Genomic DNA, 22,571 nt, shown 5'->3' on the forward strand with positions numbered 1-22,571 from the left:
CAAATCGTCCCAGTCCAACCTCCATCGACATAAGACCTCCCTCCACAAGACCGCCTCTCATCAGGGAATCAGTCTTCGCCGATCTTCGCAACAAAGATGTGTGCATTAGATAGCCGGTCACCGGGGAGAGCACGAAGTAAGCCGTAACACCATCGCGCAGGGAAAGCCGGAATGCTCCGGTTGAACCTGTGGTCCTACCCCCGTGCTTTTTGTTGCACGGGACCCACGGGTGCAACCAGCACCCGGCTTTCCCTGCGCCCTCTGTTCAATGAGAGGGCGGAACGAATACAAACCTCGGACGCAAATGCGCCGCGAGAATGCGAACGCACATCCCCTCACACACTCCACCGTCATGCTCCGCGAAGGCGGGGCATCCAGTAACCGGCGGCCGCTCGGCTCAAGCACTGCTGCCTCTGGAATACTGGATCGTCCGCCTTCGCGGACGATGACAGCGGAGAGCTGTTTGAAAATTGAATCACGGACTCTCACCCCGTCATTGCGAGAGAATCGTAGGATGGGTAGAGCGAAGCGAAACCCATCATTGGCGTCGCTTGCTCCGTCGCGATGGGTTTCGCTTCGCTCTACCCATCCTACGGCACGATCACCGCAGCACGATCCACGCCGGCGCGTGGTCGCTTGCGCCTTCCTCGCCTCTGATGTCGCGGTCGACGCCGGCTTTCGTCAGACGCGGTGCGAGCGTGGGACTGAGCAGCAGATGATCGAGCCTCAGCCCCGCATCGCGCGGCCAGCGGTTGCGCTTGTAGTCCCAGAAGGTGAACATCGGTTTTGCCGGATGCAGCGTGCGGATCGCGTCGCACCAGCCCTGATCGACGAGTGCCTTGAAGGCGGCGCGGCTCTTCGGCTGGATCAGTGCATCCTTGTCCCAGGAGCGCGTCGGATAGATATCGAGCCCGGTCGGCGCGACGTTGTAGTCGCCGGCGAGCACGACCGGGACATCTTCCTTCAGCAACTTCGCGGCATGCGCGCGCAGTCGCTTGAACCAGTCGAGCTTGTAGTCGAATTTCGGTCCGGGCTGCGGATTGCCGTTCGGCAGATAGAGGCTGGTGACGATGACGCCCTTGACGGCAGCCTCGATATAGCGCGCCTCATGATCGGTGCGGTCGCCGGGCAGGGCGGTGCGGGTCAACACTGGCTCGGCTTTTCGCGCGAGGATCGCAACGCCGTTCCAGGTCTTCTGCCCGTGCCACACCGCGCCGTAGCCGGCACTTTCGATTGCGGGAAGCGGAAACTCGCTATCGGTCGCCTTCAGTTCCTGCAGGCTGACGACATCGGGTTTTGCCGCGCGGAGCCAGCGCAGCAGGTTCGGCAGGCGGCGGTTGATGTTGTTGATGTTGAAGGTCGCGATCTTCATGCGTCGAGACGACCGCGATCCGTGCTGACCCGATCAGGCCGGAGCGTTGCTGGGATCGGCTGGCGGTGGCGGCGGCTCCTCCGTGGGATTGCCGCCCTTGTAGATGCGCGCGTACCGCGGACCCAGGCTGGTCAGCACCTCGTAGCCAATGGTGCCGAAATGATGCGCTGTTTCGTCGACCGTGATGCCTTCGCCGATCAGTGTGACCATGTGGCCGCGCCGCACCGCATTCTTGTCGAGTTCGGTGATGTCGACGGCGATCAGGTCCATCGAGATGCGGCCGGCGATTGGGCAGCGCCTGCCGGCGACCACAACGTCGGCGCCGCGCGTGCCGTCGTTCGAGCTCGCCGCGCGGAAATAGCCGTCGGCATAGCCGACCGAGATGACCGCCAACCGCGTCGGCCGCCGCGCGGTCCAGGTGCCGCCATAGCCGACGGTCTCGCCGCGATCGATGTGGCGGATCTGCACGATGCGGGCCTTGAGATCGACCACCGGCCGCATCGGATTGTCGGCCTCGGGCGTCGGATTGACGCCGTAGAGCGCGGCTCCCGGCCGCACCAGCTCGAACTGGAATTGAGGACTAAGGAAGATGCCGGAGGAATTCGCAAGCGACGCCGGCACGCCGGTGAACAGGCTCGCGATCTCGCGGAAGGCCGCAAGCTGTTTGGCGTTGATCGGGCTGTTGAGCTGCTCGGCGGCGACCAGGTGGCTCATCACCAGCGTGATGCCGTGATCGCCGGCATTGATGCGCGGGATGATGCCTTGCGCCTCGTTGATCGTCAGCCCGAGCCGGTTCATGCCGGTGTCGATGTGAATCGCAGCGCCGCCCGACCAGCCGGAGCGGCGGCAGAACACGTCCCATTCGGCGAGTTCGTTGAGGTCGCCGATCACGGGCTGGCAGTCGAACTTGGCGTAGCTGTCGCCGGTGTTCTGGAAGAAGCCGCCGAGCGCATAGATGGTGGCGGACGGCACCGCCTCGCGCACGGCGCGCGCCTCTTCGACATGGGCGACAAAGAACGTCTTGCAGCCGGCGGCGGCCAATGCCCGCGAAACCTGTGCAGCGCCGCAGCCATAGCCGTCGGCCTTCACGACGGCGCCGCATTCGGCCGGAACCGCGGTCTTCTCGAGCCTGCGCCAGTTCGCGATGACGGCGTCAAGATCAACGGTCAGCACGCCCGTGGCGGTCGGAGGCACCGCGAGCTGGTTGGCGTCGGACGCAAGTTGCGCGCCCTGCGGGATCGATTTCGGATCGGAGGCGACGTTCATGCAGCCGTTTTACGCGGGCGATCGCATCGGTTCAACCGCGCATCAATAAGACCGATCCGGCAGTTGACCGTCATGGACGAGGTCGCCGAACCGCGTCACGCTGGCTTCGAAGTGCAGTTCGACCGTGCCGGTCGGGCCATGGCGCTGCTTGCCGATGATGACTTCGGCCTTGCCATGCGCGAGGCCCATGTCGGTCTGCCACTTCTCGTGTTCCGGTGTGCCAGGGCGTGGCTCTTTCATGGCGAGGTAATATTCCTCGCGGTACACGAACATCACCACGTCGGCGTCCTGCTCGATCGAACCGGATTCGCGCAAGTCGGCCAGTTGCGGACGCTTGTCGTCGCGGTTTTCGACCTGACGCGAGAGCTGCGACAGCGCGATGATCGGAACGTTCAATTCCTTGGCCAGCGCCTTCAGGTTGGTCGTGATCTCCGTGATTTCCTGGACGCGATTGTCGGTGCCGCGCTTGCCCGATCCCGACAGCAGCTGGATGTAGTCGATGACGATGAGGTCGAGGCCTTTCTGCCGCTTCAGCCGCCGCGCCCGCGCGGTGAGCTGGGAGATCGACAGGCCGCCGGTTTCGTCGACGTAGAAGGGCAGGGACTGCAGCTCGATCGAGCATTCGCGGATCTTCTCGAAATCCATCTCGGTGATGCCGCCGCGGCGGATGTGGCTCGAGGGAATGCCGGTGCGCTCGGCGAGAATACGGGTGGCGAGCTGCTCGCCCGACATTTCGCAGGAGAAGAAGCCGACCGCGCCGCCGTGGACCGCCTTGATGCTGCCGTCGGCCTGCACCTCGCCCTCATAGGCCCTGGCGATGTTGTAGGCGATGTTGGTCGCGAGCGAGGTCTTGCCCATGCCGGGGCGGCCGGCGACGATGATGAGGTCGGACGGCTGCAGGCCGCCCATCTTGGTGTCGAGGTCGCGCAGGCCGGTGGAGATGCCGGACAGTTTGCCGTCGCGCTGGAACGCTTTGGCGGCCATGTCGACGGCAATGGTCAGCGCCTGGGCGAAGCGTTGGAAGCCGCCGTCATAGCGGCCGGTCTCGGCGAGCTCGTAGAGCTGGCGCTCGGCGTCCTCGATCTGGGCACGGGGCGCAAAATCCACCGGCGCCTCATAGGCGACGTTGACCATGTCCTCGCCGATCCGGATCAGGTCGCGCCGCAAGGCCAGGTCGTAGACGGTCCGGCCGTAGTCCTGGGCGTTGATGATCGTGGTCGCTTCCGCCGCGAGACGGGCGAGGTATTGAGCAACCGTCATGCCGCCGATGTCGGTATCCGCCGGGAGGAAGGTCTTCAGCGTCACGGGAGTCGCGACCTTGCCCATCCGGATCAGGCTACCGGCAGTCTCGTAGATCGTCTGGTGGAGCGGCTCGAAGAAGTGCTTCGGCTCGAGGAAATCGGAAACGCGGTAGAAGGCGTCGTTGTTGACCAGGATCGCGCCCAAGAGCCCTTGTTCCGCTTCGATATTGTGCGGCGCGCTGCGATAGGCCGGTGTGCCCGGCTCGGGCGCGAGCTTCAGGACGTTCGAATCAGTTGCCATGGACGAGATTATTCTTCGGATTTCGCCGTTATTGGGGTTCGCCGAGCAGGGGCGGCGATAAAGCGCCACCCCCGTCGGAAGCGGAAGTGCCCATGCGCCTTATTCACGATTCACACAAGCGAGGTGTGAATCACGTAGCGGGGGTGCACGACGCTTGACTGATGTCAGGGAGGCGTGGCGGCGAGTCGCGAGGAAAGTTTCGGGGCAGACTGAACCTAATTCCGCCTTGGACGAACCAACATCCAAGGGAACAGCGCGTGTTCGATCCTCTATCTCAATCTCAGGTGAGGATGAGATAGGCGAAGGCGACCAAAGCGGCGACGATGCCCACAGCGATCAGGGCGTAGTCGGTTTTGAGGTCGCGCGGCGGATCGAACAAGGATCTGTAGGTCTCGTGGGACATGGCGGTAGTCTACGCCCAAACCGCCCGTCCACCTTGTGAACCAGTTCACACGGGAATGATTTTTATTGCGGCAGGGTAGGCGGGAACGGACCAAAGGGTTTCGGGTTAGTTAAGCGATGAGCCAGCGATTTCACATCCGGCAATCGGAACAGGGCGACCGACGGTGGCTGTCGATGCTGATCGACGCCATGGAGGAGGCGTCACGCCCGGAAATCCGCAATGTTCCCTGCGACAAGCAGGTGCTCGCGGCCGTCGAAGCGCGGCTTTCGCGCCCGGCCGTAGCCTATCCCTGTTACGGCTCGTCCTTCAGCTTCCGCAACTGAACCTATTCGCCCGCCAATTGCAGCCGCGGCCGCGCGCGCTGCTCGATGCCACGGAGCTTGGCCTCTTCCTGGCCGATATAGTCGCGGGTGATCGGCACGACGCCCTGCCGCTTGGTGAGCTGGAGCTGGAAATTCATCATGTTCTGCTTGCGGAACGACATTTCCGACGCCGCCAGATAGAACTCCCACATCCGCGCAAAGCGCTCGTCATAAAGGCGGACGGCCTCTTCGCGCCGCGCCATGAAACGCTCGCGCCAGGCCTTCAAGGTCTCGGCATAGTGCAGGCGGAGGATCTCCATGTCGCAGACCAAAAGCCCGGCCTTCTCGATCGCGGGCAACACTTCGGACAGCGCCGGGATATAGCCGCCGGGGAAGATGTATTTCTCGATCCAGGGACTGGTGACGTCAGGCCCCGTGGACCGGCCGATCGAGTGCAGTACCATCACGCCGTCGTCGGTCAGCAATTCGGCGCAGCGGCGGAAAAAGGTCTCGTAGAAGTCGACGCCGACATGCTCGAACATGCCGACCGAGACGATGCGGTCGAACGGGCCGGGGATGTCGCGATAGTCCTCGAGCACGAAGCGCGCCGATTGGGAGAGGTTCTTCTCCGCCGCCCGCGCGTTCGAAACTTGGAGCTGTTCCGTGGAGAGCGTGACGCCGGTGACATCGGCGCCTGTCATCTCGGCGATATAGAGGCCAAGCCCACCCCAGCCGGAACCGATATCGAGCACGCGCTGGCCAGGCCGCACCACGAGCTTGGCGGCGAGATGGCGCTTCTTGGCGAGCTGGGCGTCATCCAGCGTGGCATCCGGCGTCTCGAAATAAGCGCAGCTGTATTGCTTGTCGGCGTCGAGGAAGAGGGAATAGAGCCGGCCATCAAGATCATAGTGGTGAGCGACGTTGCGCCTCGACCGGCCGCGTGGATTGAACTGCCAGATGTGCCTTCCGAGATAGCGCAGGAGCCATTGCGGCTTGGCCCAGCGCGGCAGCATGTCCGGTTGGCCCATCAGGATGGCAAGCGCGTCCGCAATCGAGCCATTCTCGACGACGAAGGTCCCATTCATGAACGATTCGCCGAAGTAAAGCTCGGGATCGAGCAAAATCCTCCGCTCGGCGGCTGTCGTCAGGAACCGCACCGAAACCGGCTGCCCGGCGCCGTCGCCGCAGCTGAACTTCGCCCCACTTGCAGTCGTGACCGTAAGCGCACCACGGCGAACGAACTGCCCCAAGAAATAACGCAACAAACGGTCCATTGAAGCACCACAGAGCGACCGGCCGTTACCTCTGACTCACACTGGAACAGATGGTTCCAGTGTGAGTCAACATCACAATAGGTGTGATCGGGGGGGAGTGCTACTGCGTTGTAGTCAAAGCGGATATTCCCGAATGTGACAATTGCGTGGATGGACCACGACCGCGCTTCCATTCGCCCTACAATCGGCTAAAAGAAGCCCGCCGCTACCGGATCGAGCAGGGCCGGAGGGCGTTTCCACGATCAGGAGTGTGGGGGATGTCGGGCCGAGCGCTCATTTTCGCGACGGTGATGCTTGTTGTCGCCGGCCTTGCCGCGAACGCGGCGCATGCCCAGCCGACCAATCTCGAGGCTGGCAAGGCTCCCTCACAGATTTTTGCGGGCACCTGCAGCGCCTGCCACAAGTCGGCCCGAGGGCTGCTCAAGACCGTCAGCCCATCGGCGCTCCCGGGATTCCTTCGCCAGCACTACACCACGAGCAGCGACAGGGCCTCGCTGCTGGCGTCCTATCTCGTTTCCAACGGCGCCAGCGACCCCCGATATCAGGGCCGCCAGGAGCAGGCCAAGCGCGGCAAGGACGCGAAGCAGCAGGAAGCCGCGCACCCGGCCGCCGCTTCGGAACCGGAGCGGCCCAGCCGCAGGTTCTTGTTTCCGTGGAGCACGTCTGAGCCCGCACCCGATGCGCAGCAGGCAGCCAGGCCCGATGTTGATGGCCTCAATCCACAGGGCGAGGGCAGGCGGCACAAGCGCGCCAAGCGGTCGCCGCAGCCGAGCGAGGCGGCGCCGGACGCAACCAGCCCGGAGCAGGCGACCGAGCCCAGGCCAGGCGCGAAGCAGAAGCTAGGCAAGCGCAGCAAACCCGGCGAGGAAATCAAGCCCGAGCCTGCCAAGCAGTCTGAGCCCGCCGTGGAAGCGACGCCGAAGGGCGATGCCGCCAAGCCTGCGTCCGAAAGCAAGCCGGAAGCGGCCAAGGTCGATGCGCCGAAAGAAAACGGCGGCAGCGAGCCAGCGCCGCCGGCATCCGCTGCAGCTCCGAGTGCGCCTGAACCGTCCGCAAGCCCCTCTACGGCTACTCCGGCGGCTCCGGCAGCGCAGCAGTGACGGCGTTCACGCCGTCACCTTCGTTGGCCGTATCAACCAGTCCACCGATCCTTTTGGCCTCGCGATAGGGGCGCCCAAGACGCATGCCCGCATCATGGCCAAACTTGACCGTGATTAGAGTATTGCTCTAGAGTGAAGCTCTAGGGAGCGGAGCATGGCAACGACGGCGCGAGAGGACCTGTTGGCCGCCGGTCTGGCGGTCTTCGACCGCGATGGGTTTGAGGGCGCGACAGTTGCGGCCATCCGGACTCGTGCACGGGCCTCCAACGGCAGCTTCTTCCACTTCTTCGGATCGAAGAAGGCGCTTGCCGGCACCCTGTTTCTGGACATCCTGCAGCGCTATCACGCCGTGATGCTCGCGGTGCTCGACCGGTCCTGCGGCGCGCGGGAAGGGGTCGGGCGACTGATCCGCGCCCATCTCGACTGGGTCGTGACCAATCGGCGCGAAGCGCGCTTCCTGTTCGAGATATCGCGCAGCGAATGGAGCGACGAGCTTCGTGACGCGCAGCGCACCGAGAATGTGCGGCTCGCTGACGGGATCGAGAATTGGCGTGCACCCCTGCTTTCGAGCGCCGGACTGTTGCCGATGTCGCCAATCGTTTTCATCAGCCAGATCATCGGACCCGCGCAGATCTTTTGCCGCGCCTACCTGTCGGGCCGCGACCGCGCCGATCCGAGGGAGCAGGCCGATATGCTGATTGCGTGCGCGATCCGCGCCGTTGTCGCTCCCGGCGCGCCAGAGAGAAGCGGAGATACGCCATGACCGAGGATTTGGATCGCGACTTCACGCCGATCGCGACGCGCATCCGCAACAATGTCGGTCGCCAGGGTTTCACGAATCACATTGGCGCAGAATTGTCCGAGCTCACCCGCGGCGCCTGCACGATCGAGGTCGCGCGGCGGCCGGAGCTGTTGCAGCAGCACGGCCTGTTCCACGGCGGTGTCACGGCGTTTCTGGTCGACAACGCCACCACGATCGCTGCCGCGACCACGCGCGGCCAGGCGGCGCTCACGGCCGAATACAAATTGAACCTGTTGTCGCCGGCATCCGGCGATCGCCTGATCTGCCGCGCGCGGGTGATCAAGCCGGGTCGACAAGTCGCCGTCGTCGCAGCCGACGTGTTCTGCGTGATTGACGGCAAGGAGAAGCATACCGCAACCGCGCTCGCTTCCATCGCCATGCTGGACGAGAAGGCTGCGGCGCGAATCGAAAGCCCGGCCTGATTGAGGCCGGGCTCTGATCTCGCCGTATACGAAGAGGCTTATTTCTCCTCGGCAGCCGGCGCCGGCTCCACCGGCTCCTCCTGCTGCGCTTCCGGATCGAAGAACTCGCCGGCGGCGGCGAGCGCCTCGGCTGCGGCGTCCTGGTCTTCCTGGCGGGTCGAGATGTCCTCGCCGCGCTTGATGCGGTCGGCTTCTTCCGCGCTGCGCGCGACGATCACGGTGATGCTGGTCTCGACCTCGGGGTGGACGGCGATCGTCACCTTCTGCTGGCCGATCACCTTGATCGGCGAGTCCAGCCAGACCTGGGGGCGGCTGACGATGATGCCGTCGGTCTCCAGTGCCGCGACGATGTCGCGCACCGAGACCGAGCCGAACAGCTGACCGCTTTCGGAGGCCTGACGAATGATCACGATCTCGCGGCCGTCGATCTTCTCGGCAACCTTGCTGGCTTCGGACTTGGCCTTGAGGTTGTTCGCCTCGAGATCGGCCTTCATGCCCTCGAACTTGGCGCGGTTATCGGTGGTGGCGCGCAGCGCCTTGCCGCGCTTCAAGAGGAAATTGCGCGCAAAGCCGTCGCGCACCTTCACGACCTCGCCCATCTGGCCGAGCTTGGCGACACGTTCCAAAAGAATGACTTCCATATTGCTTCTCCTTCAATCGTGGTTTGGTTGATCGGTTGAGTTCAGGATGCAGGGAGTGGTGGCGGCCTGCTCCGCAGGTAGCGTTGGCGCAATCCAAACAGCGCATCGGCTATTCCAAGCACCACCATCGCCATTACCGGCCAGGTGAAGATCACGACCACGGCATAGGCGCAGCTCAGCCAGAATGTGCGGCTATTGAGCGATTGGGTCACCGTGTGCAGGACGGCGAAACCCGTGAGCGCATAAGCCGCCATCAGGGCAGTGGTCGTCACCTGCGCGAGGATGGCCAGCAGGCCGCTCGTGAAGCAGAAGGCGATGGCGGCGCACGAAGCCACCAATGTCATCGCGGGTAGCGCCGTCGCCCGCAGGTCGGGCCACGGACGTCGCAGGCGGCCCGAGGTTGCCGTGATCAGGGTCGCCAGCCAAAGATTGATCGTCAACGAGATCATCGTGACAATGACCGCGGCGAGCGGTGCGACCGCTACCATCGCGTCGACCACGCGTTCCATGTCGGCGTTCGCCGTCACCATACGCGAGTCCAGAACCCGCATCAGGCCACGCTTCATGGCTGCCGCGATGCTGCCGGCGTCGGTGCCGAGCGTGAGCAGGGCCGCCATCGTGGTGAGCACGGCAAAGCCCGCGATCCAGAGCAGGATCCGGCCGACCGGATACCATTCGAGGTTGACCGTCCCCGGCGCAGATCCGCTGGCGGGGTTCAGGTCGGCACTTGGGCGTCCCAACAGCACAAGGTGCCCGAGCCACCAGGCCGGCAGCGCAACCATGATGACGAAGGTGATGCAATAGGGCAGGCCGAAGATCGCACCGAGGCCCAGCGCGGCCGCAATCCCGCCAATCGTTGCCGTGAGCGGACCCCAGCCCAGTCCCGCCATCATCAATGGCAGCGGCGCGAGCCAGAACAGCAACAGCGAGATCATCGCGCCCGAAATCATCGAGGCGAACATCAGCGCCGACGCGCTGCCAGCGGCGATGGCAATGAGCAATGTCGCGATCATCAGCTGTCCCGCCCCTTTCGAGCGGTTAGAGGTCCTGCTTGAGAACCCCAACCATCGGCGACCGGACGACCCGGAAGCCTTATGAGTAAATGGTCCGCAGCGCGCGAGGCGCTGGGGACCGGATTGATTAGCGGATCACGTAGGGCAAGAGGCCGAGGAAGCGCGCGCGCTTGATGGCGCGGGCGAGTTCACGCTGCTTCTTGGCGGAAACGGCGGTGATGCGGCTCGGCACGATCTTGCCGCGCTCGGAGACGTAACGCATCAGCAGCTTGGAATCCTTGTAGTCGATCTTCGGCGCATTCGGTCCCGTGAACGGGCAGGACTTGCGGCGACGGAAAAACGGACGGCGGGCACCGGCTTCGGCCATGATTCTTACTCCTCGGTCGCAGCGTCTTCATCGCGCGGACGGCGCGGGCCACGGTCGCCGCGGAAGCCGCCACCATCACGATCACGGTCACCACGGAAGCCACCGCCCTCGCGGTCACCGCGGAAACCGCCGCCACGATCATCGCGCTCGCGGTCACGGTCGGCCTTGCGCATCATCGCCGACGGGCCTTCCTCAAGCTCTTCGACGCGGACGGTGAGATAGCGGATGACGTCTTCGCTGATCCGCTCCTGGCGCTCGATCTCGCTGATCGCGGCCGACGGCGCGTCGAGATTCATCAGCACGAAATGCGCCTTGCGATTCTTGTTCATGCGGTAGGTGAGGGAACGCACGCCCCAGTTCTCGGTCTTGGTGACCTTGCCGCCGGCCTGTTCGACGATGCCGGTCACCTGCGCGGTGAGCTCGTCAACCTGCTGTGTGCTCGCGTCCTGGCGCGCGAGAAAAACATGCTCGTAAAGAGCCATGGGTGTCCTTTCTAAAGTTGGCGCGGTCCCCAGCGACAAGCCCTTCGAGACCTTCGGAAAGGACTCGACGTTGCTCAGAAGGCGGAAGCACGGGACGACGGGCCGACTGGCCCTGCCACATCAAAATCAACAAGTGAAATTGCTGAGACCGTCCGTTCAGCTCCCGGCCGGGGCCCACGGATGGCGGGCTTTATAAGGATTTTGCGCGTCTTGGCAAGGTTGCCGGCGAGGTTTTGCGTCGGCGGGTCTATCCGGACCGTAGCGGGTCGTCCAGTTCCGTATTGATTTATTTGTTTATATGTCATACAAATAAATCGAGGAGACGCATAATGGCGGCCAGACCGACTTCCGAACCGTCGGGAACTGATCCAAAACATGCCGTTCGGGCCACCCGCGCTGCCGGGCGCAAGATGCGTTCGCTGCTGCTCGACGCCGCAAGTCGCTTGTTCAAGGAACAGGGCCTCGCCGGTGCCTCGATCACCGACATTGCGGCTGCCGCGGACGCCTTTCCGAGCCAGATCACCTACTACTTCCGCACCAAGGAAGCGCTCTTCGTCGAGGCGGCCTGCCGCGACATGCTCTATGTCGCACGCGCCGCGGAGCAGGCTGCGCTGCGGGCGGAGACGCCGCGGGACTACACGCGGGCGCTGGTCGAGACGGTGACTGCGACCGATTCGGTCGCCTTCTTCGCGGAGGCGCTGACCCTGACGCGGCGCCGTCAGGATCTGGCGCCATTGGTGGAGCGAACTATCGAGCGGCTGCACAGCGAAGGGCTGCGCGCCTATGCGGGGCAGATCGAGCGGCACGGCTGGCGCACGCTGCGCGACCCCGCCGCGACCTCGCGGCGGTTCTGGGCGGTTGCGATCGGTGTCATCCTCGAAGGCTACGCGATGGGCCGCCCCGCGGAGGCGCTTTGCAGCGAGATGCTGCGCGTGCTCGGCGAGCAGGCCACCGCCGTATCCAGCGACAACAACAGGCGTCTGCGCCTGGTCCGCGATTCCAGCACATCCACTTCCACCTCAAGCGACGAGGAGGCTTCGTCATGACCGCGCTTCGCATCCGCGCCCGTGACTTCCTGACCGAGGAACAACTGATCGCCGTCCGCCAACGCTCGACATTGAAGGGCGTTGCGCTGATTGCGCATGCCTGGGCGCTGATATCAGGCGCGATCGTGCTGGTGGCGTGGTGGCCGAATCCGCTGACATATCTTCTCGCCGTCGCGATCATCGGCTCGCGCCAACTCGGGCTCGCGATCCTGATGCACGATGGCGCGCACGGATGCCTTTCCGCGGACGAGAAGACCAACCTGACATTGAGCCAATGGTTCTGCGCCTATCCGATCTTTGCGGAGACGCGGGCCTATCGCCGCTATCACCTGCAGCATCATGCGCGCACGCAGCAGGAGGATGATCCCGACCTCGTGCTGTCGGCGCCGTTTCCGATCACGCAGTTGAGCTACCGGCGCAAGTTCATTCGCGACATCACCGGCCAGACCGGCTATCAGCAGCGCAAGGCGCAACTGCTCAATGCACTCGGGCCGAAGCAATGGCCATCGCGGCAGCGCGCCGCGCATTTCTGGGAGAAACTCGGGCCGCAATTCGTCGTCAACGGGCTCCTGTTTGCAGGGCTCGCGGCGGCCGGTGTGTGGTGGGCTTATCCACTGCTATGGCTGGTTCCGCTGCTCACCTGGATGATGGTGATCACCCGCATCCGCAACATCGCTGAGCACGCTGTTGTTCCCGACAGCCACGATCCGCTGCGCAACACCCGCACCACGCACGCCAACTTCCTCGAGCGGCTGTTCGTCGCTCCTTATTACGTAAACTATCACCTCGAGCATCACCTGCTGTTCTATGTCCCGTGCTACAACCTGCCTCGGGTTCACCGCATTCTCAGCGAAAGCCGGCATGCCGGCCACATGGAGGTGCAGCCGGGCTATCTCGCGGTGCTGAGGCTGGCGACCGCGAAGCCGGACAACGAGGATCGGCCGGGGCAATTGGTGAGCAGCGCACGCCGGGCGAGGGCTGGCGCGGAAGTGGGCGCGGACCAGAGGGCCGGCGGGTTCTAGGGGAAAGTCCCCATTCCAATGCCGCAACGCGGCTTGACATCCCAGCCCTGGACGGTGTCTTACGCCCCGTCCAGAGCATGATCCGGAGCAGCGGAAACCGGCTTTCCCGGAGATCATGCCCAAACAGCTTGGGAGCGCCATGACGGCAGCATTCACTTTTCCGGGGCAGGGGTCGCAGGCGGTCGGCATGGGCAAGGCCCTCGCCGATGCCTTTCCAGTGGCCCGGGCGGTGTTCGACGAGGTCGACGCCGCGCTGGGAGAGAAGCTGACCGGGACCATCTGGGACGGTCCGGCCGAAACCCTGCAACTCACCGAGAATGCCCAGCCGGCACTGATGGCGGTGTCGATCGCGACGCTGCGGGTGCTCGAGACCGAGGCTGGATTCTCGGTCGGCCGCAACGCGGCCTTTGTCGCGGGCCATTCGCTTGGCGAGTATTCGGCACTGGCCGCCGCCGGCAGCCTCAGCGTCAGCGATACCGCGCGCCTGTTGCGCACCCGCGGCCTTGCAATGCAGAAGGCGGTGCCGGTCGGCGTCGGCGCCATGGCCGCGCTGCTCGGCCTCGACTACGAAGCGGCGATGGCGGTCGCCAACGAAGCCGCCCAGGGCCAAGTGTGCCAGGCGGCCAATGACAATGGCGGCGGACAGGTTGTGGTTTCCGGCGACAAGGCCGCCGTCGATCGCGCGGTCGAGATCGCCAAGGGCAGGGGTGCCAAGCGAGCGATGCTGCTGCCGGTGTCGGCTCCTTTCCATTGCAAGTTGATGCAGCCGGCGGCCGACGCCATGGCCGAGGCATTAACGGGTGTCACGATCAAGGCGCCGGCTGCGCCGCTGGTCTCGAACGTGCTCGCTAGCGCCATCACCGATCCCGACGAGATCCGCCGCCGGCTGATCGAGCAGGTCACCGGCACGGTGCGCTGGCGCGAGTCGGTCGCCTATATGGCAAGCAAGGGCGTGACGCGCTTCTTCGAGATCGGCGCCGGCAAGGTCCTCACAGGACTGGTCAAGCGCATCGCCGATGGCGCGGTGGGAGTTTCGGTCGGCGGTCCCGGTGACATCGCCGCCGCCAAGGATGCATTGGCCGCTTCGGCCTGAAGCATGATCGGGAAATAGTGAGTACCGGTTTTCCGGCGCGATAAACGCGATGCGTTTGCGCGGAGATCATGCTCTAAGAGAGCCGAAAGGAGATCGTGATGTTTGATTTGACGGGCAGGACCGCCCTGGTCACCGGCGCGACCGGCGGCATTGGCGGCGCGATCGCGCAGGCGCTGCACGCTCAGGGCGCGACCGTTGCGATCTCGGGCACGCGGCGTGAGGTGCTGGATGCGTTTGCAGCCAAGCTCGGCGAGCGTGTTCACGTCCTGCCATGCAATCTCTCCAACACTGCCGAAGTCGAGGCGCTGGTGCCTGCGGCGGAAACCGCGCTGGGGCAGGTCGATATCCTCGTCGCCAACGCCGGGATCACGCGCGACAATCTCTTCGTGCAGCTGCGCGACGAGGATTGGGACGAGGTGATCGCGATCAACCTGACTGCGACCTTCCGTCTTGCGCGCGCCGCCACCAAATTGATGATGCGCAAGCGCTTCGGCCGCATCATTGCCATCACCTCGATCGTCGGCGTGACCGGCAATCCCGGCCAGGCCAACTACACCGCATCGAAGGCCGGCATCATCGGCCTGATCAAGACGCTCGGCGCGGAATATGCCAAGCGTGGCGTGACCGCCAATTGCATTGCGCCGGGCTTCATCAAGACGCCCATGACGGATGCGCTGAACGACAAGCAGCGCGAGGCCATCCTGGCAAAGGTTCCTGCGGCGCGACTCGGGACGTCCGAAGACATCGCTGCCGCCGCCGTCTACCTCGCCTCCAACGAGGCAGCCTACGTGACCGGACAGACCATTCACGTCAATGGCGGAATGGCCATGTTTTGAGCGGGTTACCGGAGCGTTTTTGCGTGGCGGAATGCCCTACCGGCGACCGGGCGGGGCTTATAGTCAAGGCTAGGGAATTATGATAACCGAACCAGCCGCGGATGGGCAAAGAACGCCATTGCAGGATTTTGAAACCCTGTATATTGGCGTTGCGACGCCTGCCGTTCGCCGGGACTTAGTCGGCCACGACCGCCGAATCAAGACTATGCGCGACAGCTTAGGGAAACTACACGACCACGATGGCTCGTATCGTCCTGGGGTCGGGTCCAATGGAACAATGACGAGGGTGAACGATGAGTGAGATTGGCGAGCGGGTAAAGAAGATAGTGGTCGAGCACCTTGGCGTTGAGCCGGAGAAGGTGGTGGACGGCGCAAGTTTCATTGATGACCTCGGCGCAGACAGTCTCGACACGGTCGAGCTCGTAATGGCATTTGAAGAAGAATTCGGTTGCGAGATTCCCGACGACGCCGCGGAGACGATCCTGACGGTCGGCGACGCGACGAAGTTTCTCGAGAAGAACGCGAAAAGCTGACGCCCTTCGCGGTGCCGATGAAGCCGGACGGACCGTTGTCAGGCGGTCCCCCGGTTTCTTGTTATTCACCGCGCACTTCGGGACGGAGTTCTTGATATGAGACGTGTTGTCGTCACCGGGCTGGGCATGGTTACACCACTCGGCTGTGGCGTCGACATCAGCTGGGCTCGTATCCTCGATGGCCGCAGTGGGGCGCGCAGGATCGAGACCTTCGACGTCTCCGATCTGCCGAGCCAGGTGGCCTGCGTGGTGCCGCGCGGCGATGGCAGCGAGGGCACCTTCAATCCCGACCAGTGGATGGAGCCGAAGGACCAGCGCAAGGTCGATGACTTCATCATCTTCGCGATGTGCGCGGCCAAGCAGGCGCTCGACGATGCCGGCTGGCATCCCGAGAACGAAGAGGACAAGTGCGCGACCGGCACCCTGATCGGCTCCGGCATCGGCGGCCTCTCGGGCATCGCCGACACGGCGATCCTGCTCAAGGAGCGCGGTCCGCGCAAAGTGTCGCCGTTCTTCATTCCGGGCCGGCTGATCAATCTGGCATCCGGCTACGTCTCGATCGAGCGCGGCCTGAAGGGGCCGAACCATTCGGTCGTCACCGCCTGTTCGACGGGTGCGCATGCCATCGGCGATGCTGCGCGGCTGATCGCTCTGGGAGATGCCGAGGTGATGGTGGCCGGCGGCGCGGAGTCGCCGATCTGCCGGATCGGCATGGCTGGCTTCTGCGCGGCGCGCGCCCTGTCCACCGGCTTCAACGAGACGCCGACCAAGGCGTCGCGTCCCTACGACAAGGACCGCGACGGTTTCGTGATGGGCGAGGGCGCCGGCATTGTCGTGCTCGAGGAATATGAGCACGCGAAAAAGCGCGGCACGAGGATCTATGCGGAGGTCGTCGGCTACGGACTCTCGGGCGACGCCTACCACATCACTTCGCCGTCGCCGGACGGAGACGGCGGTTTTCGCAGCATGTCGGCTGCGTTGAAGCGCGCCGGCATGACGCCGTCCGATATCGACTACATCAACGCGCATGGCACCTCGACGCTGGTCGGCGACGAGATCGAACTCGGCGCGGTCGAGCGGCTGCTCGGCAATGCCGCGTCGAAAGTGTCGATGTCGTCGACGAAGTCGTCGACCGGACATCTGCTGGGCGCCGCCGGCGCGATCGAGGCGATCTTCAGCGTCCTGGCGATTCGCGACAACGTCGTCCCGCCGACCATCAATCTCGACAATCCGTCGGTGGAGACGGCGATCGATCTCGTGCCGCACACGCCGCGCAAGCGAGAGATCAATGTCGCGTTGTCCAACTCGTTCGGTTTCGGAGGCACTAACGCTTCCGTGATCCTGCAGCGTGTTATCAACTAGATCATGAGCCGATTGATCGAATCGGATCATGATCTAACCTCTTTGTTTGTGCATGGTCTCTTCGCGAACGCTGCGCGTTCGTCGGAAGAGAGAACGGGTTTCCATTTTTCCGGGTCATGCCCCAGCAGGGGAATTGGAGCCAGTTCACCGTTTTGCCGCAATCGCCGATAACTTCCAGGCGCGGGCGCATACTCGTATAGTATTGATTATATTGGCAGGACTTCAGATTTGTCAGGCCACGATTGAACCGGCAGGATTCAGGTCGAATCGATGAGTGAGAGGCCGCCCATTTCACCGCGAAGTCCGCGCGCCGCGCTGGAGCCTGAACAGGTGCCGCCGCCGCCGAGACGGTCGGACCGTGCCCGCAATCCGTTCGTCGTGGTCGGCAACGCCGTCATCACCCTGCTGATCCTTCTGATGATCGGTGCAGGCGCTGCCTATTACTACGGAAGGCAGACCCTGGAAGCGTCGGGACCGCTGGAGGACGACAAGATCGTCAACATTCCGCAGCGTGCCGGCAAACGCGACATCGCCGACATCCTGCAGCGCGAGGGCGTCATCGATGTCAATCCCTGGGTGTTCATCGGCAGCGTGTTTGCGATGAAGGCAAGTTCCGATCTCAAGCCCGGTGAGTATTCGTTCCAGAAGAACGCGAGCCTGCGTGACGTCATCGGCACCATCGTCGAAGGCAAGGTGGTGCAGCATGCGGTTACCGTTCCCGAAGGCCTGACCTCGGAGCAGATCGTGGCGCGGCTGTCGGACAACGACATCTTCACGGGTTCGGTGCGCGAGATTCCGCGCGAGGGCACGCTGTTGCCGGAGACCTATAAATTCCCGCGCGGCACCACGCGCGAGCAGGTGATCCAGCGCATGCAGCAGACCCAGAAGCGCGTGCTGGCGGAAATCTGGGAGCGCCGCAATCCGGACATTCCGGTCAGGACGCCGGAGCAACTCGTGACGCTGGCGTCGATCGTCGAGAAGGAGACCGGCCGGGCCGATGAGCGCAGCCGCGTCTCGGCGGTGTTCGTCAATCGGCTCCGGCAGAAGATCAAGCTGCAGTCGGACCCGACGATCATTTACGGCCTGGTCGGCGGCAAGGGAACGCTCGGCCGGCCGATCAAGCGCAGCGAGATCACGCAGCCGTCGCCCTACAACACCTACGTCATCGACGGCCTGCCGCCGGGCCCGATCGCCAATCCCGGCCGCGCTTCACTGGAGGCCGCGGCCAATCCGGCCCGCACCCGCGATCTCTTCTTCGTTGCCGACGGCAGCGGCGGGCATACCTTCACCGAGACCTATGATCAGCACCAGAAGAACGTGGCCAAGCTGCGTTCGCTGGAAAAGCAGATCCAGAACGACACGGTCGAGCCGGCAGACGATCCGCCGCCGCCCGCCGCCAGCACACCGGCCGACACCAACCCGACTGCAACCACGCCGCCCAAGCCGCCGGCCAACTCCAGGAAGCCCACGCGGCCGGCGCGGCAGGGGGCGGCGCAGTCGACCACGTCGCCGCCCGTGGTCGAGCGCTGAGTCTGGATGTCGCCGCCGCGCGCGAACGTAATTCCACTTTTCGGTAATTCGGCCTAAGGTCGCACGCGTTCCAGCGAGTCTTACATCTCTTGCCAGAAAGTTTTATGCGATGGCCCTATCGAGCATGACCGGTTTTGCCCGAAGCCATGGCGCCAGCGGCCCCTACACCTTCGAGTGGGAACTGAAGTCGGTCAATGCCAAGGGCTTTGACCTGCGGCTGCGGCTGCCGCCGGGCTGGGACGAGCTTGACGCCGTCGTGAAGAAGCGCGCCAGCGAAGTGCTGTCGCGCGGAACCGTCTATGCCAATCTCAATGTCAAACGCACCAACGCCGTGTCGGCGGTGCGCATCAACGAAGACGTGCTGGCCTCGATCGTGAAGGTTGCGGGCACACTGGCGCAGAGGATCGACGCGGTGGCGCCGAGCATCGACGGGTTGCTCGGCATCAAGGGCGTGATCGAGGTGGTCGAGCCGGAAAGCGACGAGGCCGAGGACAAGGCGGCAAGAGAGGCCGCTGCGCTGGCCTTCGAGCAGGCGCTTGCCCATCTGGTTGAAATGCGCCGCCGCGAGGGCACGGCGCTCGGGCAAGTGCTGATCCAGCGGATGGACGAGATCGAACGGCTCGCCAGGAAGGCGGAAGCGGCACCGGGCCGCAAGCCCGAGGCGATCCGCGCGCGGCTCGCCGAACAGGTCGCGGCGCTGCTCGAAACTTCCGATCGATTTGATGCGGATCGGCTGAATCAGGAAGCGATCCTGATCGCGACCAAGGCCGATATCCGCGAGGAACTCGACCGCATCGCTTCTCACGTCGCACAGACGCGTGAGATGATCGGCAAGGGTGGACCGATCGGGCGCCGGCTTGATTTCCTGGCGCAGGAGTTCAATCGGGAGGTCAACACCTGCTGCTCGAAATCGAACGATATCGAACTCACCAATACCGGGCTCGAGATGAAGAACGTGGTCGAGCAGTTCCGCGAGCAGGTTCAGAATCTGGAGTGAGGCATGACGGCGGCCCAAGGAGAGGCCCAAGGACAGGCTCAAGGGTTTGACGGGGTCGAGCGGCGCGGACTGATGTTCGTGCTGTCGTCGCCGTCAGGCGCCGGCAAGACCACGCTGTCGCGGCTGCTGATCGAGCGGATGCCTGGCTTGAAGATGTCGGTGTCGGCGACGACGCGGCCGATGCGGCCGGGCGAGGTCGAGGGCCGCGATTATTTCTTCGTCGACAAGGCGAAATTCGAGAAGATGGTCGCGCAGGGCGAGTTGCTCGAATGGGCGACCGTGTTCGACAATCGCTACGGCACGCCGCGCCGGCCCGTCGAGGCCGCGCTATCGGCCGGACAGGATGTGCTGTTCGACATCGACTGGCAGGGCACGCAGCAATTGCGCGAGAAGGCGCGCGCCGACGTGGTCAGCGTCTTCATCCTGCCGCCGTCTGCGGCCGATCTCGAAAGGCGCCTGCACACCCGCGCGCAGGATGCTGCGGACGTGATCCGCGGGCGGATGAATCGCGCTACCCACGAACTCAGCCATTGGGCCGAGTACGACTACATCGTCATCAACCAGGACGTCGATCACGCCTTCGCCGAAGTGCAGTCCATCCTGAAGGCGGAGCGGCTGAAACGCGAGCGCCGCACTGGCCTCACCGAGTTCGTGCGCAACCTGCAGCGCCAGCTTGAGAAGTAGTCTAGCCAGAGCGTTTTCGAGCGAAGTGGTTACCGGTTCGCGTGAAGAAAACGCGTCCAAACTAGAATCTGGAGTTTCGGTTCTGATTCCATCAGAACCGAATATGCTCAGGCCGTCGCGCTTTTCGCCAGGCGCGCCAGCATTTCCTTGATCTCGCGCTGCGTCTCTTCAAACGAGGGCTCCGGCTGGGGCTGCTCAGCTTCGATGCGACGTGGGCGCTGTGGTTCGACCGGATGCGGTGGACTCTCGTTGTGCTGGGCGGCCAGCTGCGGGGCGCGCTCGCCATGCTCGCGGTCCCAGGGCGCGCGCCATTCATTGTCGACCTCGTAAGGCGGCGCGCTCGCCCGGTTGAGACGGAAGATAAGGCCGCCGACCAGGCCGGCGAGCGCAAGCGTCCCCGCCATGATGAACAGCAGCGTCTGCGTCGATTGCTTCTCGACCGTCGAATGCGCGGCGGCGGCGGGCGCCGGCGGCGGAGCGGGTTGCGATGCTGCCTCGGGCTCATCCGGCGGGCTCGCAGCCGTATCGGCGGCAGCGACCTTGCTGCCCGACGCGGCCATGCTCGACTGGTCAAGCCAGCGTGTCGAAACCAGCGAGCCGGGGCCGGGAGCGCTGACCGAGGGGGACGCGCTGTCGAGGGCGGAGGCTGGATTCTGTTTGATGTCCGTCTGGGGTTGAGTCAGCTCGGCGCGCGCATCCGCGACCGACGGGCTGATGCTGGCGGCGGGCTGGGGCTGGTCAGCGGCGGCTTCGACCGGCGGCGGAGCTTCCTGCTTTACGGCCGCGGCCTTCGCCGTCTTGCTGCTCTCTTCGCGCACATACCAGCACTTGCGCTTGGAGGAACGATCGAGGCGATAATACCAATGGCTTCCCGCAGGCGCGGTCGCCTTTGGAGCCGCCAGGCAGGTGTCGGCGGTCTTGGCGCCGTCGGCAGTCTCGGTTCCGTTTTCCGCTGTGGCAGTGAAGCTGGCACCCGCCAGCATCGTGGCAACAAGTGCTGAAATGAATTGGGCGGTACGCTTTGACATCTACATCCCCGATAACACCGGCTACCCCTTAACCCCTAACTGTCGGTAGGAAGTTGGGTCGCAATGCGCCGCAAATCCGGAGCGGGTAGGGCTTAATTGGGGCTCGCCGGCCGCCTCAATTGCGGCAGATCGGGGCCTGGGGATGCACCCGATAGCTATTGCTTGGAGGCGGTCCAACGGCCGACGCAGCCGTCGGACTGCCGAAAGCTTCCCGAGCCGGAACGGCTCGAGATGCGGCCGGTACTGATCACGGTAATGCCGTTGGCATTGCCGACCGAAGCGCCAGAGCATTTTCGGTTCTGATTGAATCAGAACCGAAGCTCTAGATTCTTGTTTTGACGCGTTTTCTTCACGCGAACCGGTGTCCACTTCGCTCGAAAACGCGCTAGATCACTCAGTTCTTGAGAACGATGCGTCCGACCACCTTGCCGGCGCGCAACTGGTCGATCCACTTCTGGACGTCGGCCATCGGTTCTTCCCGCATCGGCGTCGGCTTGATCTTGCCGGCACGCGCGAGCGCCATCAATTCCTGGCCCTCGGCCAGCGTCCCAACCATGAAGCCCTCGATGGTCATGCGCTTATAGACCCATTGCACCATCGGCAGGCTGAAAGTGCCGCCCATCAGGCCGGAGACCACGATCTTGCCGCCGCGCGCCAGCACGGAGACCGCAAACGCCATGGACTTCTCGTTGCCTGCGAAATCGACGACTTCGTCAAATCCGCCTTCGGTCTCTTTCAGGATGCGCTTGAAGACATCTGGCTCGGCCGGGTCGTAGGCGACCGCTGCGCCGTTCTGCAGCGCCGTCTCGCGCGCTGCCGGGCTGAGGTCGGCGACCGAGATCGGTTGCTTGAACATCGCCTGCGCGAAGGAAAGTCCCATCATGCCGACGCCGCCGAGGCCGATCAGCAGCAGGTTGCGCTGCCGCGGGCGATCCACCAATCGCTTCAGCGCGCCGTAGGCGGTGACGCCCGAGCACATCAGCGTAGCCGCCTGGTTGACCGGAAGTGGATCGTAGTCGAGCAGGTATTTTGCATCGGGCACCAGCACATGGCTGGCGAAGCCGCCGTCGATGGAGACGCCCACGAAACGCTGCTTGACGCAGAGGTTCTCATCGCCATTGAGGCAATCGCGGCACTGGCCGCAGCCGATCCAAGGAAAGACGGCTTTCTTCTTTCCGATCAGGTCGGCTGGAACGTCGGGACCGACTTCCGCGACGACACCGGCGATCTCGTGGCCGAGCGTGAAGGGCAGGGTCATGCCGCGTGTGGTGTCGAGCTTCTTGCCGCCACCGAGGTCGGCGTAACCATCCTGGATGTGCAGATCGGAATGGCAGAGCCCGCAACGCTCGATGCGGACCAGGACTTCGCGTCCTTGCGGCTTCGGCGTCTCGACGATGGTCTCGCACAACGGCGCATCAAATTTGACGAGGGACTGGCGTACCATTTGCGCCATG

General features: G+C 64.1%; 24 protein-coding genes. 13 read left to right on the plus strand and 11 right to left on the minus strand.

Translation table 11 applies throughout. The annotated features are described in order from the left end of the window. Positions 1 to 601: 601 nt before the first annotated feature. The 4 genes from K288_RS0135420 to K288_RS55560 all read right to left on the minus strand — a co-directional run bounded on the left by K288_RS0135420 (position 602) and on the right by K288_RS55560 (position 4,583). Positions 602 to 1,372 (minus strand): exodeoxyribonuclease III, encoded by a 771-nt coding sequence (locus K288_RS0135420; protein ID WP_027583800.1) that lies wholly within the window; start codon positions 1,370 to 1,372, stop codon positions 602 to 604. Between the two features lie 33 nt (positions 1,373 to 1,405). After that, positions 1,406 to 2,638 carry an alanine racemase gene (gene alr, locus K288_RS0135425; RefSeq protein ID WP_027583801.1) on the minus strand — a complete coding sequence of 411 codons (1,233 nt, stop codon included), beginning with the start codon at positions 2,636 to 2,638 and terminating at the stop codon, positions 1,406 to 1,408. Positions 2,639 to 2,680: 42 nt separating this feature from the next. Continuing rightward, positions 2,681 to 4,180 (minus strand): replicative DNA helicase, encoded by a 1,500-nt coding sequence (locus tag K288_RS0135430; RefSeq protein ID WP_027583802.1) that lies wholly within the window; start codon positions 4,178 to 4,180, stop codon positions 2,681 to 2,683. A gap of 280 nt (positions 4,181 to 4,460) precedes the next feature. Next, positions 4,461 to 4,583 carry a hypothetical protein gene (locus tag K288_RS55560; protein WP_256378872.1) on the minus strand — a complete coding sequence of 41 codons (123 nt, stop codon included), beginning with the start codon at positions 4,581 to 4,583 and terminating at the stop codon, positions 4,461 to 4,463. 116 nt (positions 4,584 to 4,699) lie between these two features. Here K288_RS55560 and K288_RS47485 point away from each other — a divergent pair, with 116 nt between their 5' ends. Continuing rightward, positions 4,700 to 4,906 (plus strand): hypothetical protein, encoded by a 207-nt coding sequence (locus K288_RS47485; protein WP_043161545.1) that lies wholly within the window; start codon positions 4,700 to 4,702, stop codon positions 4,904 to 4,906. Between the two features lie 2 nt (positions 4,907 to 4,908). On the opposite strand, the gene K288_RS0135445 is transcribed toward K288_RS47485, so the two are convergent. After that, entirely contained in the window at positions 4,909 to 6,159 is a 1,251-nt protein-coding gene (locus tag K288_RS0135445; RefSeq protein WP_027583803.1) for a cyclopropane-fatty-acyl-phospholipid synthase family protein, read from the minus strand. 257 nt (positions 6,160 to 6,416) lie between these two features. Here K288_RS0135445 and K288_RS0135450 point away from each other — a divergent pair, with 257 nt between their 5' ends. The 3 genes from K288_RS0135450 to K288_RS0135460 all read left to right on the plus strand — a co-directional run bounded on the left by K288_RS0135450 (position 6,417) and on the right by K288_RS0135460 (position 8,483). Then, positions 6,417 to 7,259 (plus strand): hypothetical protein, encoded by an 843-nt coding sequence (locus K288_RS0135450; RefSeq protein WP_043161547.1) that lies wholly within the window; start codon positions 6,417 to 6,419, stop codon positions 7,257 to 7,259. Between the two features lie 154 nt (positions 7,260 to 7,413). Beyond that, entirely contained in the window at positions 7,414 to 8,022 is a 609-nt protein-coding gene (locus K288_RS0135455) for a TetR/AcrR family transcriptional regulator (RefSeq protein WP_027583805.1), read from the plus strand. Further along, positions 8,019 to 8,483, plus strand: a complete 465-nt coding sequence (locus K288_RS0135460; protein WP_027583806.1) for a PaaI family thioesterase — start codon at positions 8,019 to 8,021, stop codon at positions 8,481 to 8,483. Before K288_RS0135455 ends, K288_RS0135460 begins: the two co-directional genes overlap by 4 nt. Before the next feature lie 38 nt (positions 8,484 to 8,521). On the opposite strand, the gene rplI is transcribed toward K288_RS0135460, so the two are convergent. The 4 genes from rplI to rpsF form a co-directional block, all read right to left on the minus strand. Continuing rightward, entirely contained in the window at positions 8,522 to 9,124 is a 603-nt protein-coding gene (rplI, locus tag K288_RS0135465; RefSeq protein WP_027583807.1) for a 50S ribosomal protein L9, read from the minus strand. Between the two features lie 41 nt (positions 9,125 to 9,165). Beyond that, positions 9,166 to 10,137: a DUF2232 domain-containing protein gene (locus K288_RS0135470; protein ID WP_027583808.1), complete on the minus strand. Its 972-nt coding sequence runs from the start codon at positions 10,135 to 10,137 to the stop codon at positions 9,166 to 9,168. A gap of 127 nt (positions 10,138 to 10,264) precedes the next feature. Continuing rightward, positions 10,265 to 10,504, minus strand: a complete 240-nt coding sequence (rpsR, locus tag K288_RS0135475; RefSeq protein ID WP_027583809.1) for a 30S ribosomal protein S18 — start codon at positions 10,502 to 10,504, stop codon at positions 10,265 to 10,267. A gap of 5 nt (positions 10,505 to 10,509) precedes the next feature. Next, positions 10,510 to 10,986, minus strand: a complete 477-nt coding sequence (gene rpsF / locus K288_RS0135480) for a 30S ribosomal protein S6 (protein ID WP_027583810.1) — start codon at positions 10,984 to 10,986, stop codon at positions 10,510 to 10,512. Positions 10,987 to 11,315: 329 nt separating this feature from the next. Between rpsF and K288_RS0135485 the strand changes: the two genes are divergently transcribed. From K288_RS0135485 to gmk, 9 genes are all read left to right on the plus strand, one after another. Then, the gene (locus tag K288_RS0135485) at positions 11,316 to 12,032 is read left to right on the plus strand and encodes a TetR/AcrR family transcriptional regulator C-terminal domain-containing protein (protein WP_027583811.1); all 717 of its coding nucleotides are present in this window, start codon (positions 11,316 to 11,318) and stop codon (positions 12,030 to 12,032) included. Further along, on the plus strand, positions 12,029 to 13,054 hold the full coding sequence (locus tag K288_RS0135490) for a fatty acid desaturase family protein (protein ID WP_027583812.1): 1,026 nt from the start codon (positions 12,029 to 12,031) through the stop codon (positions 13,052 to 13,054). The genes K288_RS0135485 and K288_RS0135490 overlap by 4 nt, the downstream gene beginning before the upstream one ends. A 139-nt stretch (positions 13,055 to 13,193) precedes the next feature. Next, positions 13,194 to 14,147: an ACP S-malonyltransferase gene (fabD, locus tag K288_RS0135495; protein ID WP_027583813.1), complete on the plus strand. Its 954-nt coding sequence runs from the start codon at positions 13,194 to 13,196 to the stop codon at positions 14,145 to 14,147. 98 nt (positions 14,148 to 14,245) lie between these two features. Further along, positions 14,246 to 14,983: a 3-oxoacyl-[acyl-carrier-protein] reductase gene (gene fabG, locus K288_RS0135500; RefSeq protein ID WP_027583814.1), complete on the plus strand. Its 738-nt coding sequence runs from the start codon at positions 14,246 to 14,248 to the stop codon at positions 14,981 to 14,983. Positions 14,984 to 15,276: 293 nt separating this feature from the next. Beyond that, positions 15,277 to 15,516, plus strand: a complete 240-nt coding sequence (locus tag K288_RS0135505) for an acyl carrier protein (RefSeq protein ID WP_011441358.1) — start codon at positions 15,277 to 15,279, stop codon at positions 15,514 to 15,516. Positions 15,517 to 15,612: 96 nt separating this feature from the next. After that, a complete protein-coding gene (gene fabF / locus K288_RS0135510; protein WP_027583815.1) occupies positions 15,613 to 16,878 on the plus strand; it encodes a beta-ketoacyl-ACP synthase II in 1,266 nt (421 codons plus the stop codon). Positions 16,879 to 17,148: 270 nt separating this feature from the next. Then, positions 17,149 to 18,408 carry an endolytic transglycosylase MltG gene (gene mltG, locus K288_RS0135515; RefSeq protein ID WP_027583816.1) on the plus strand — a complete coding sequence of 420 codons (1,260 nt, stop codon included), beginning with the start codon at positions 17,149 to 17,151 and terminating at the stop codon, positions 18,406 to 18,408. Positions 18,409 to 18,517: 109 nt separating this feature from the next. After that, entirely contained in the window at positions 18,518 to 19,405 is an 888-nt protein-coding gene (locus K288_RS0135520) for a YicC/YloC family endoribonuclease (protein WP_027583817.1), read from the plus strand. 3 nt (positions 19,406 to 19,408) lie between these two features. Continuing rightward, positions 19,409 to 20,089: a guanylate kinase gene (gene gmk / locus K288_RS0135525; protein ID WP_027583818.1), complete on the plus strand. Its 681-nt coding sequence runs from the start codon at positions 19,409 to 19,411 to the stop codon at positions 20,087 to 20,089. 107 nt (positions 20,090 to 20,196) lie between these two features. Here the strand turns inward: gmk and K288_RS47490 are convergent, their stop codons facing one another. After that, the gene (locus K288_RS47490; protein ID WP_152535824.1) at positions 20,197 to 21,117 is read right to left on the minus strand and encodes a hypothetical protein; all 921 of its coding nucleotides are present in this window, start codon (positions 21,115 to 21,117) and stop codon (positions 20,197 to 20,199) included. 394 nt (positions 21,118 to 21,511) lie between these two features. Next, complete coding sequence (locus K288_RS0135540; protein ID WP_027583819.1) at positions 21,512 to 22,570, minus strand: alcohol dehydrogenase; 1,059 nt, start codon at positions 22,568 to 22,570, stop codon at positions 21,512 to 21,514. Position 22,571 lies beyond the last annotated feature (1 nt).

This window comes from Bradyrhizobium sp. Ai1a-2, assembly GCF_000426245.1.
GTDB lineage: Bacteria > Pseudomonadota > Alphaproteobacteria > Rhizobiales > Xanthobacteraceae > Bradyrhizobium.

Coding starts and splice junctions, on each gene's coding strand:
- rplI (WP_027583807.1), bottom strand. CDS start 9,124: ATGGAAGTCATTCTTTTGGAACGTGTCGCCAAGCTCGGCCAGATGGGC.
- K288_RS0135520 (WP_027583817.1), top strand. CDS start 18,518: ATGGCCCTATCGAGCATGACCGGTTTTGCCCGAAGCCATGGCGCCAGC.
- K288_RS0135450 (WP_043161547.1), top strand. CDS start 6,417: ATGTCGGGCCGAGCGCTCATTTTCGCGACGGTGATGCTTGTTGTCGCC.
- K288_RS0135455 (WP_027583805.1), top strand. CDS start 7,414: ATGGCAACGACGGCGCGAGAGGACCTGTTGGCCGCCGGTCTGGCGGTC.
- gmk (WP_027583818.1), top strand. CDS start 19,409: ATGACGGCGGCCCAAGGAGAGGCCCAAGGACAGGCTCAAGGGTTTGAC.
- K288_RS0135420 (WP_027583800.1), bottom strand. CDS start 1,372: ATGAAGATCGCGACCTTCAACATCAACAACATCAACCGCCGCCTGCCG.
- fabG (WP_027583814.1), top strand. CDS start 14,246: ATGTTTGATTTGACGGGCAGGACCGCCCTGGTCACCGGCGCGACCGGC.
- K288_RS47485 (WP_043161545.1), top strand. CDS start 4,700: ATGAGCCAGCGATTTCACATCCGGCAATCGGAACAGGGCGACCGACGG.
- rpsR (WP_027583809.1), bottom strand. CDS start 10,504: ATGGCCGAAGCCGGTGCCCGCCGTCCGTTTTTCCGTCGCCGCAAGTCC.
- K288_RS0135540 (WP_027583819.1), bottom strand. CDS start 22,570: ATGGCGCAAATGGTACGCCAGTCCCTCGTCAAATTTGATGCGCCGTTG.
- K288_RS0135430 (WP_027583802.1), bottom strand. CDS start 4,180: ATGGCAACTGATTCGAACGTCCTGAAGCTCGCGCCCGAGCCGGGCACA.
- K288_RS0135490 (WP_027583812.1), top strand. CDS start 12,029: ATGACCGCGCTTCGCATCCGCGCCCGTGACTTCCTGACCGAGGAACAA.
- K288_RS0135505 (WP_011441358.1), top strand. CDS start 15,277: ATGAGTGAGATTGGCGAGCGGGTAAAGAAGATAGTGGTCGAGCACCTT.
- fabD (WP_027583813.1), top strand. CDS start 13,194: ATGACGGCAGCATTCACTTTTCCGGGGCAGGGGTCGCAGGCGGTCGGC.
- K288_RS0135470 (WP_027583808.1), bottom strand. CDS start 10,137: ATGATCGCGACATTGCTCATTGCCATCGCCGCTGGCAGCGCGTCGGCG.
- fabF (WP_027583815.1), top strand. CDS start 15,613: ATGAGACGTGTTGTCGTCACCGGGCTGGGCATGGTTACACCACTCGGC.
- alr (WP_027583801.1), bottom strand. CDS start 2,638: ATGAACGTCGCCTCCGATCCGAAATCGATCCCGCAGGGCGCGCAACTT.
- K288_RS0135460 (WP_027583806.1), top strand. CDS start 8,019: ATGACCGAGGATTTGGATCGCGACTTCACGCCGATCGCGACGCGCATC.
- K288_RS0135445 (WP_027583803.1), bottom strand. CDS start 6,159: ATGGACCGTTTGTTGCGTTATTTCTTGGGGCAGTTCGTTCGCCGTGGT.
- K288_RS0135485 (WP_027583811.1), top strand. CDS start 11,316: ATGGCGGCCAGACCGACTTCCGAACCGTCGGGAACTGATCCAAAACAT.
- K288_RS47490 (WP_152535824.1), bottom strand. CDS start 21,117: ATGTCAAAGCGTACCGCCCAATTCATTTCAGCACTTGTTGCCACGATG.
- mltG (WP_027583816.1), top strand. CDS start 17,149: ATGAGTGAGAGGCCGCCCATTTCACCGCGAAGTCCGCGCGCCGCGCTG.
- K288_RS55560 (WP_256378872.1), bottom strand. CDS start 4,583: ATGTCCCACGAGACCTACAGATCCTTGTTCGATCCGCCGCGCGACCTC.
- rpsF (WP_027583810.1), bottom strand. CDS start 10,986: ATGGCTCTTTACGAGCATGTTTTTCTCGCGCGCCAGGACGCGAGCACA.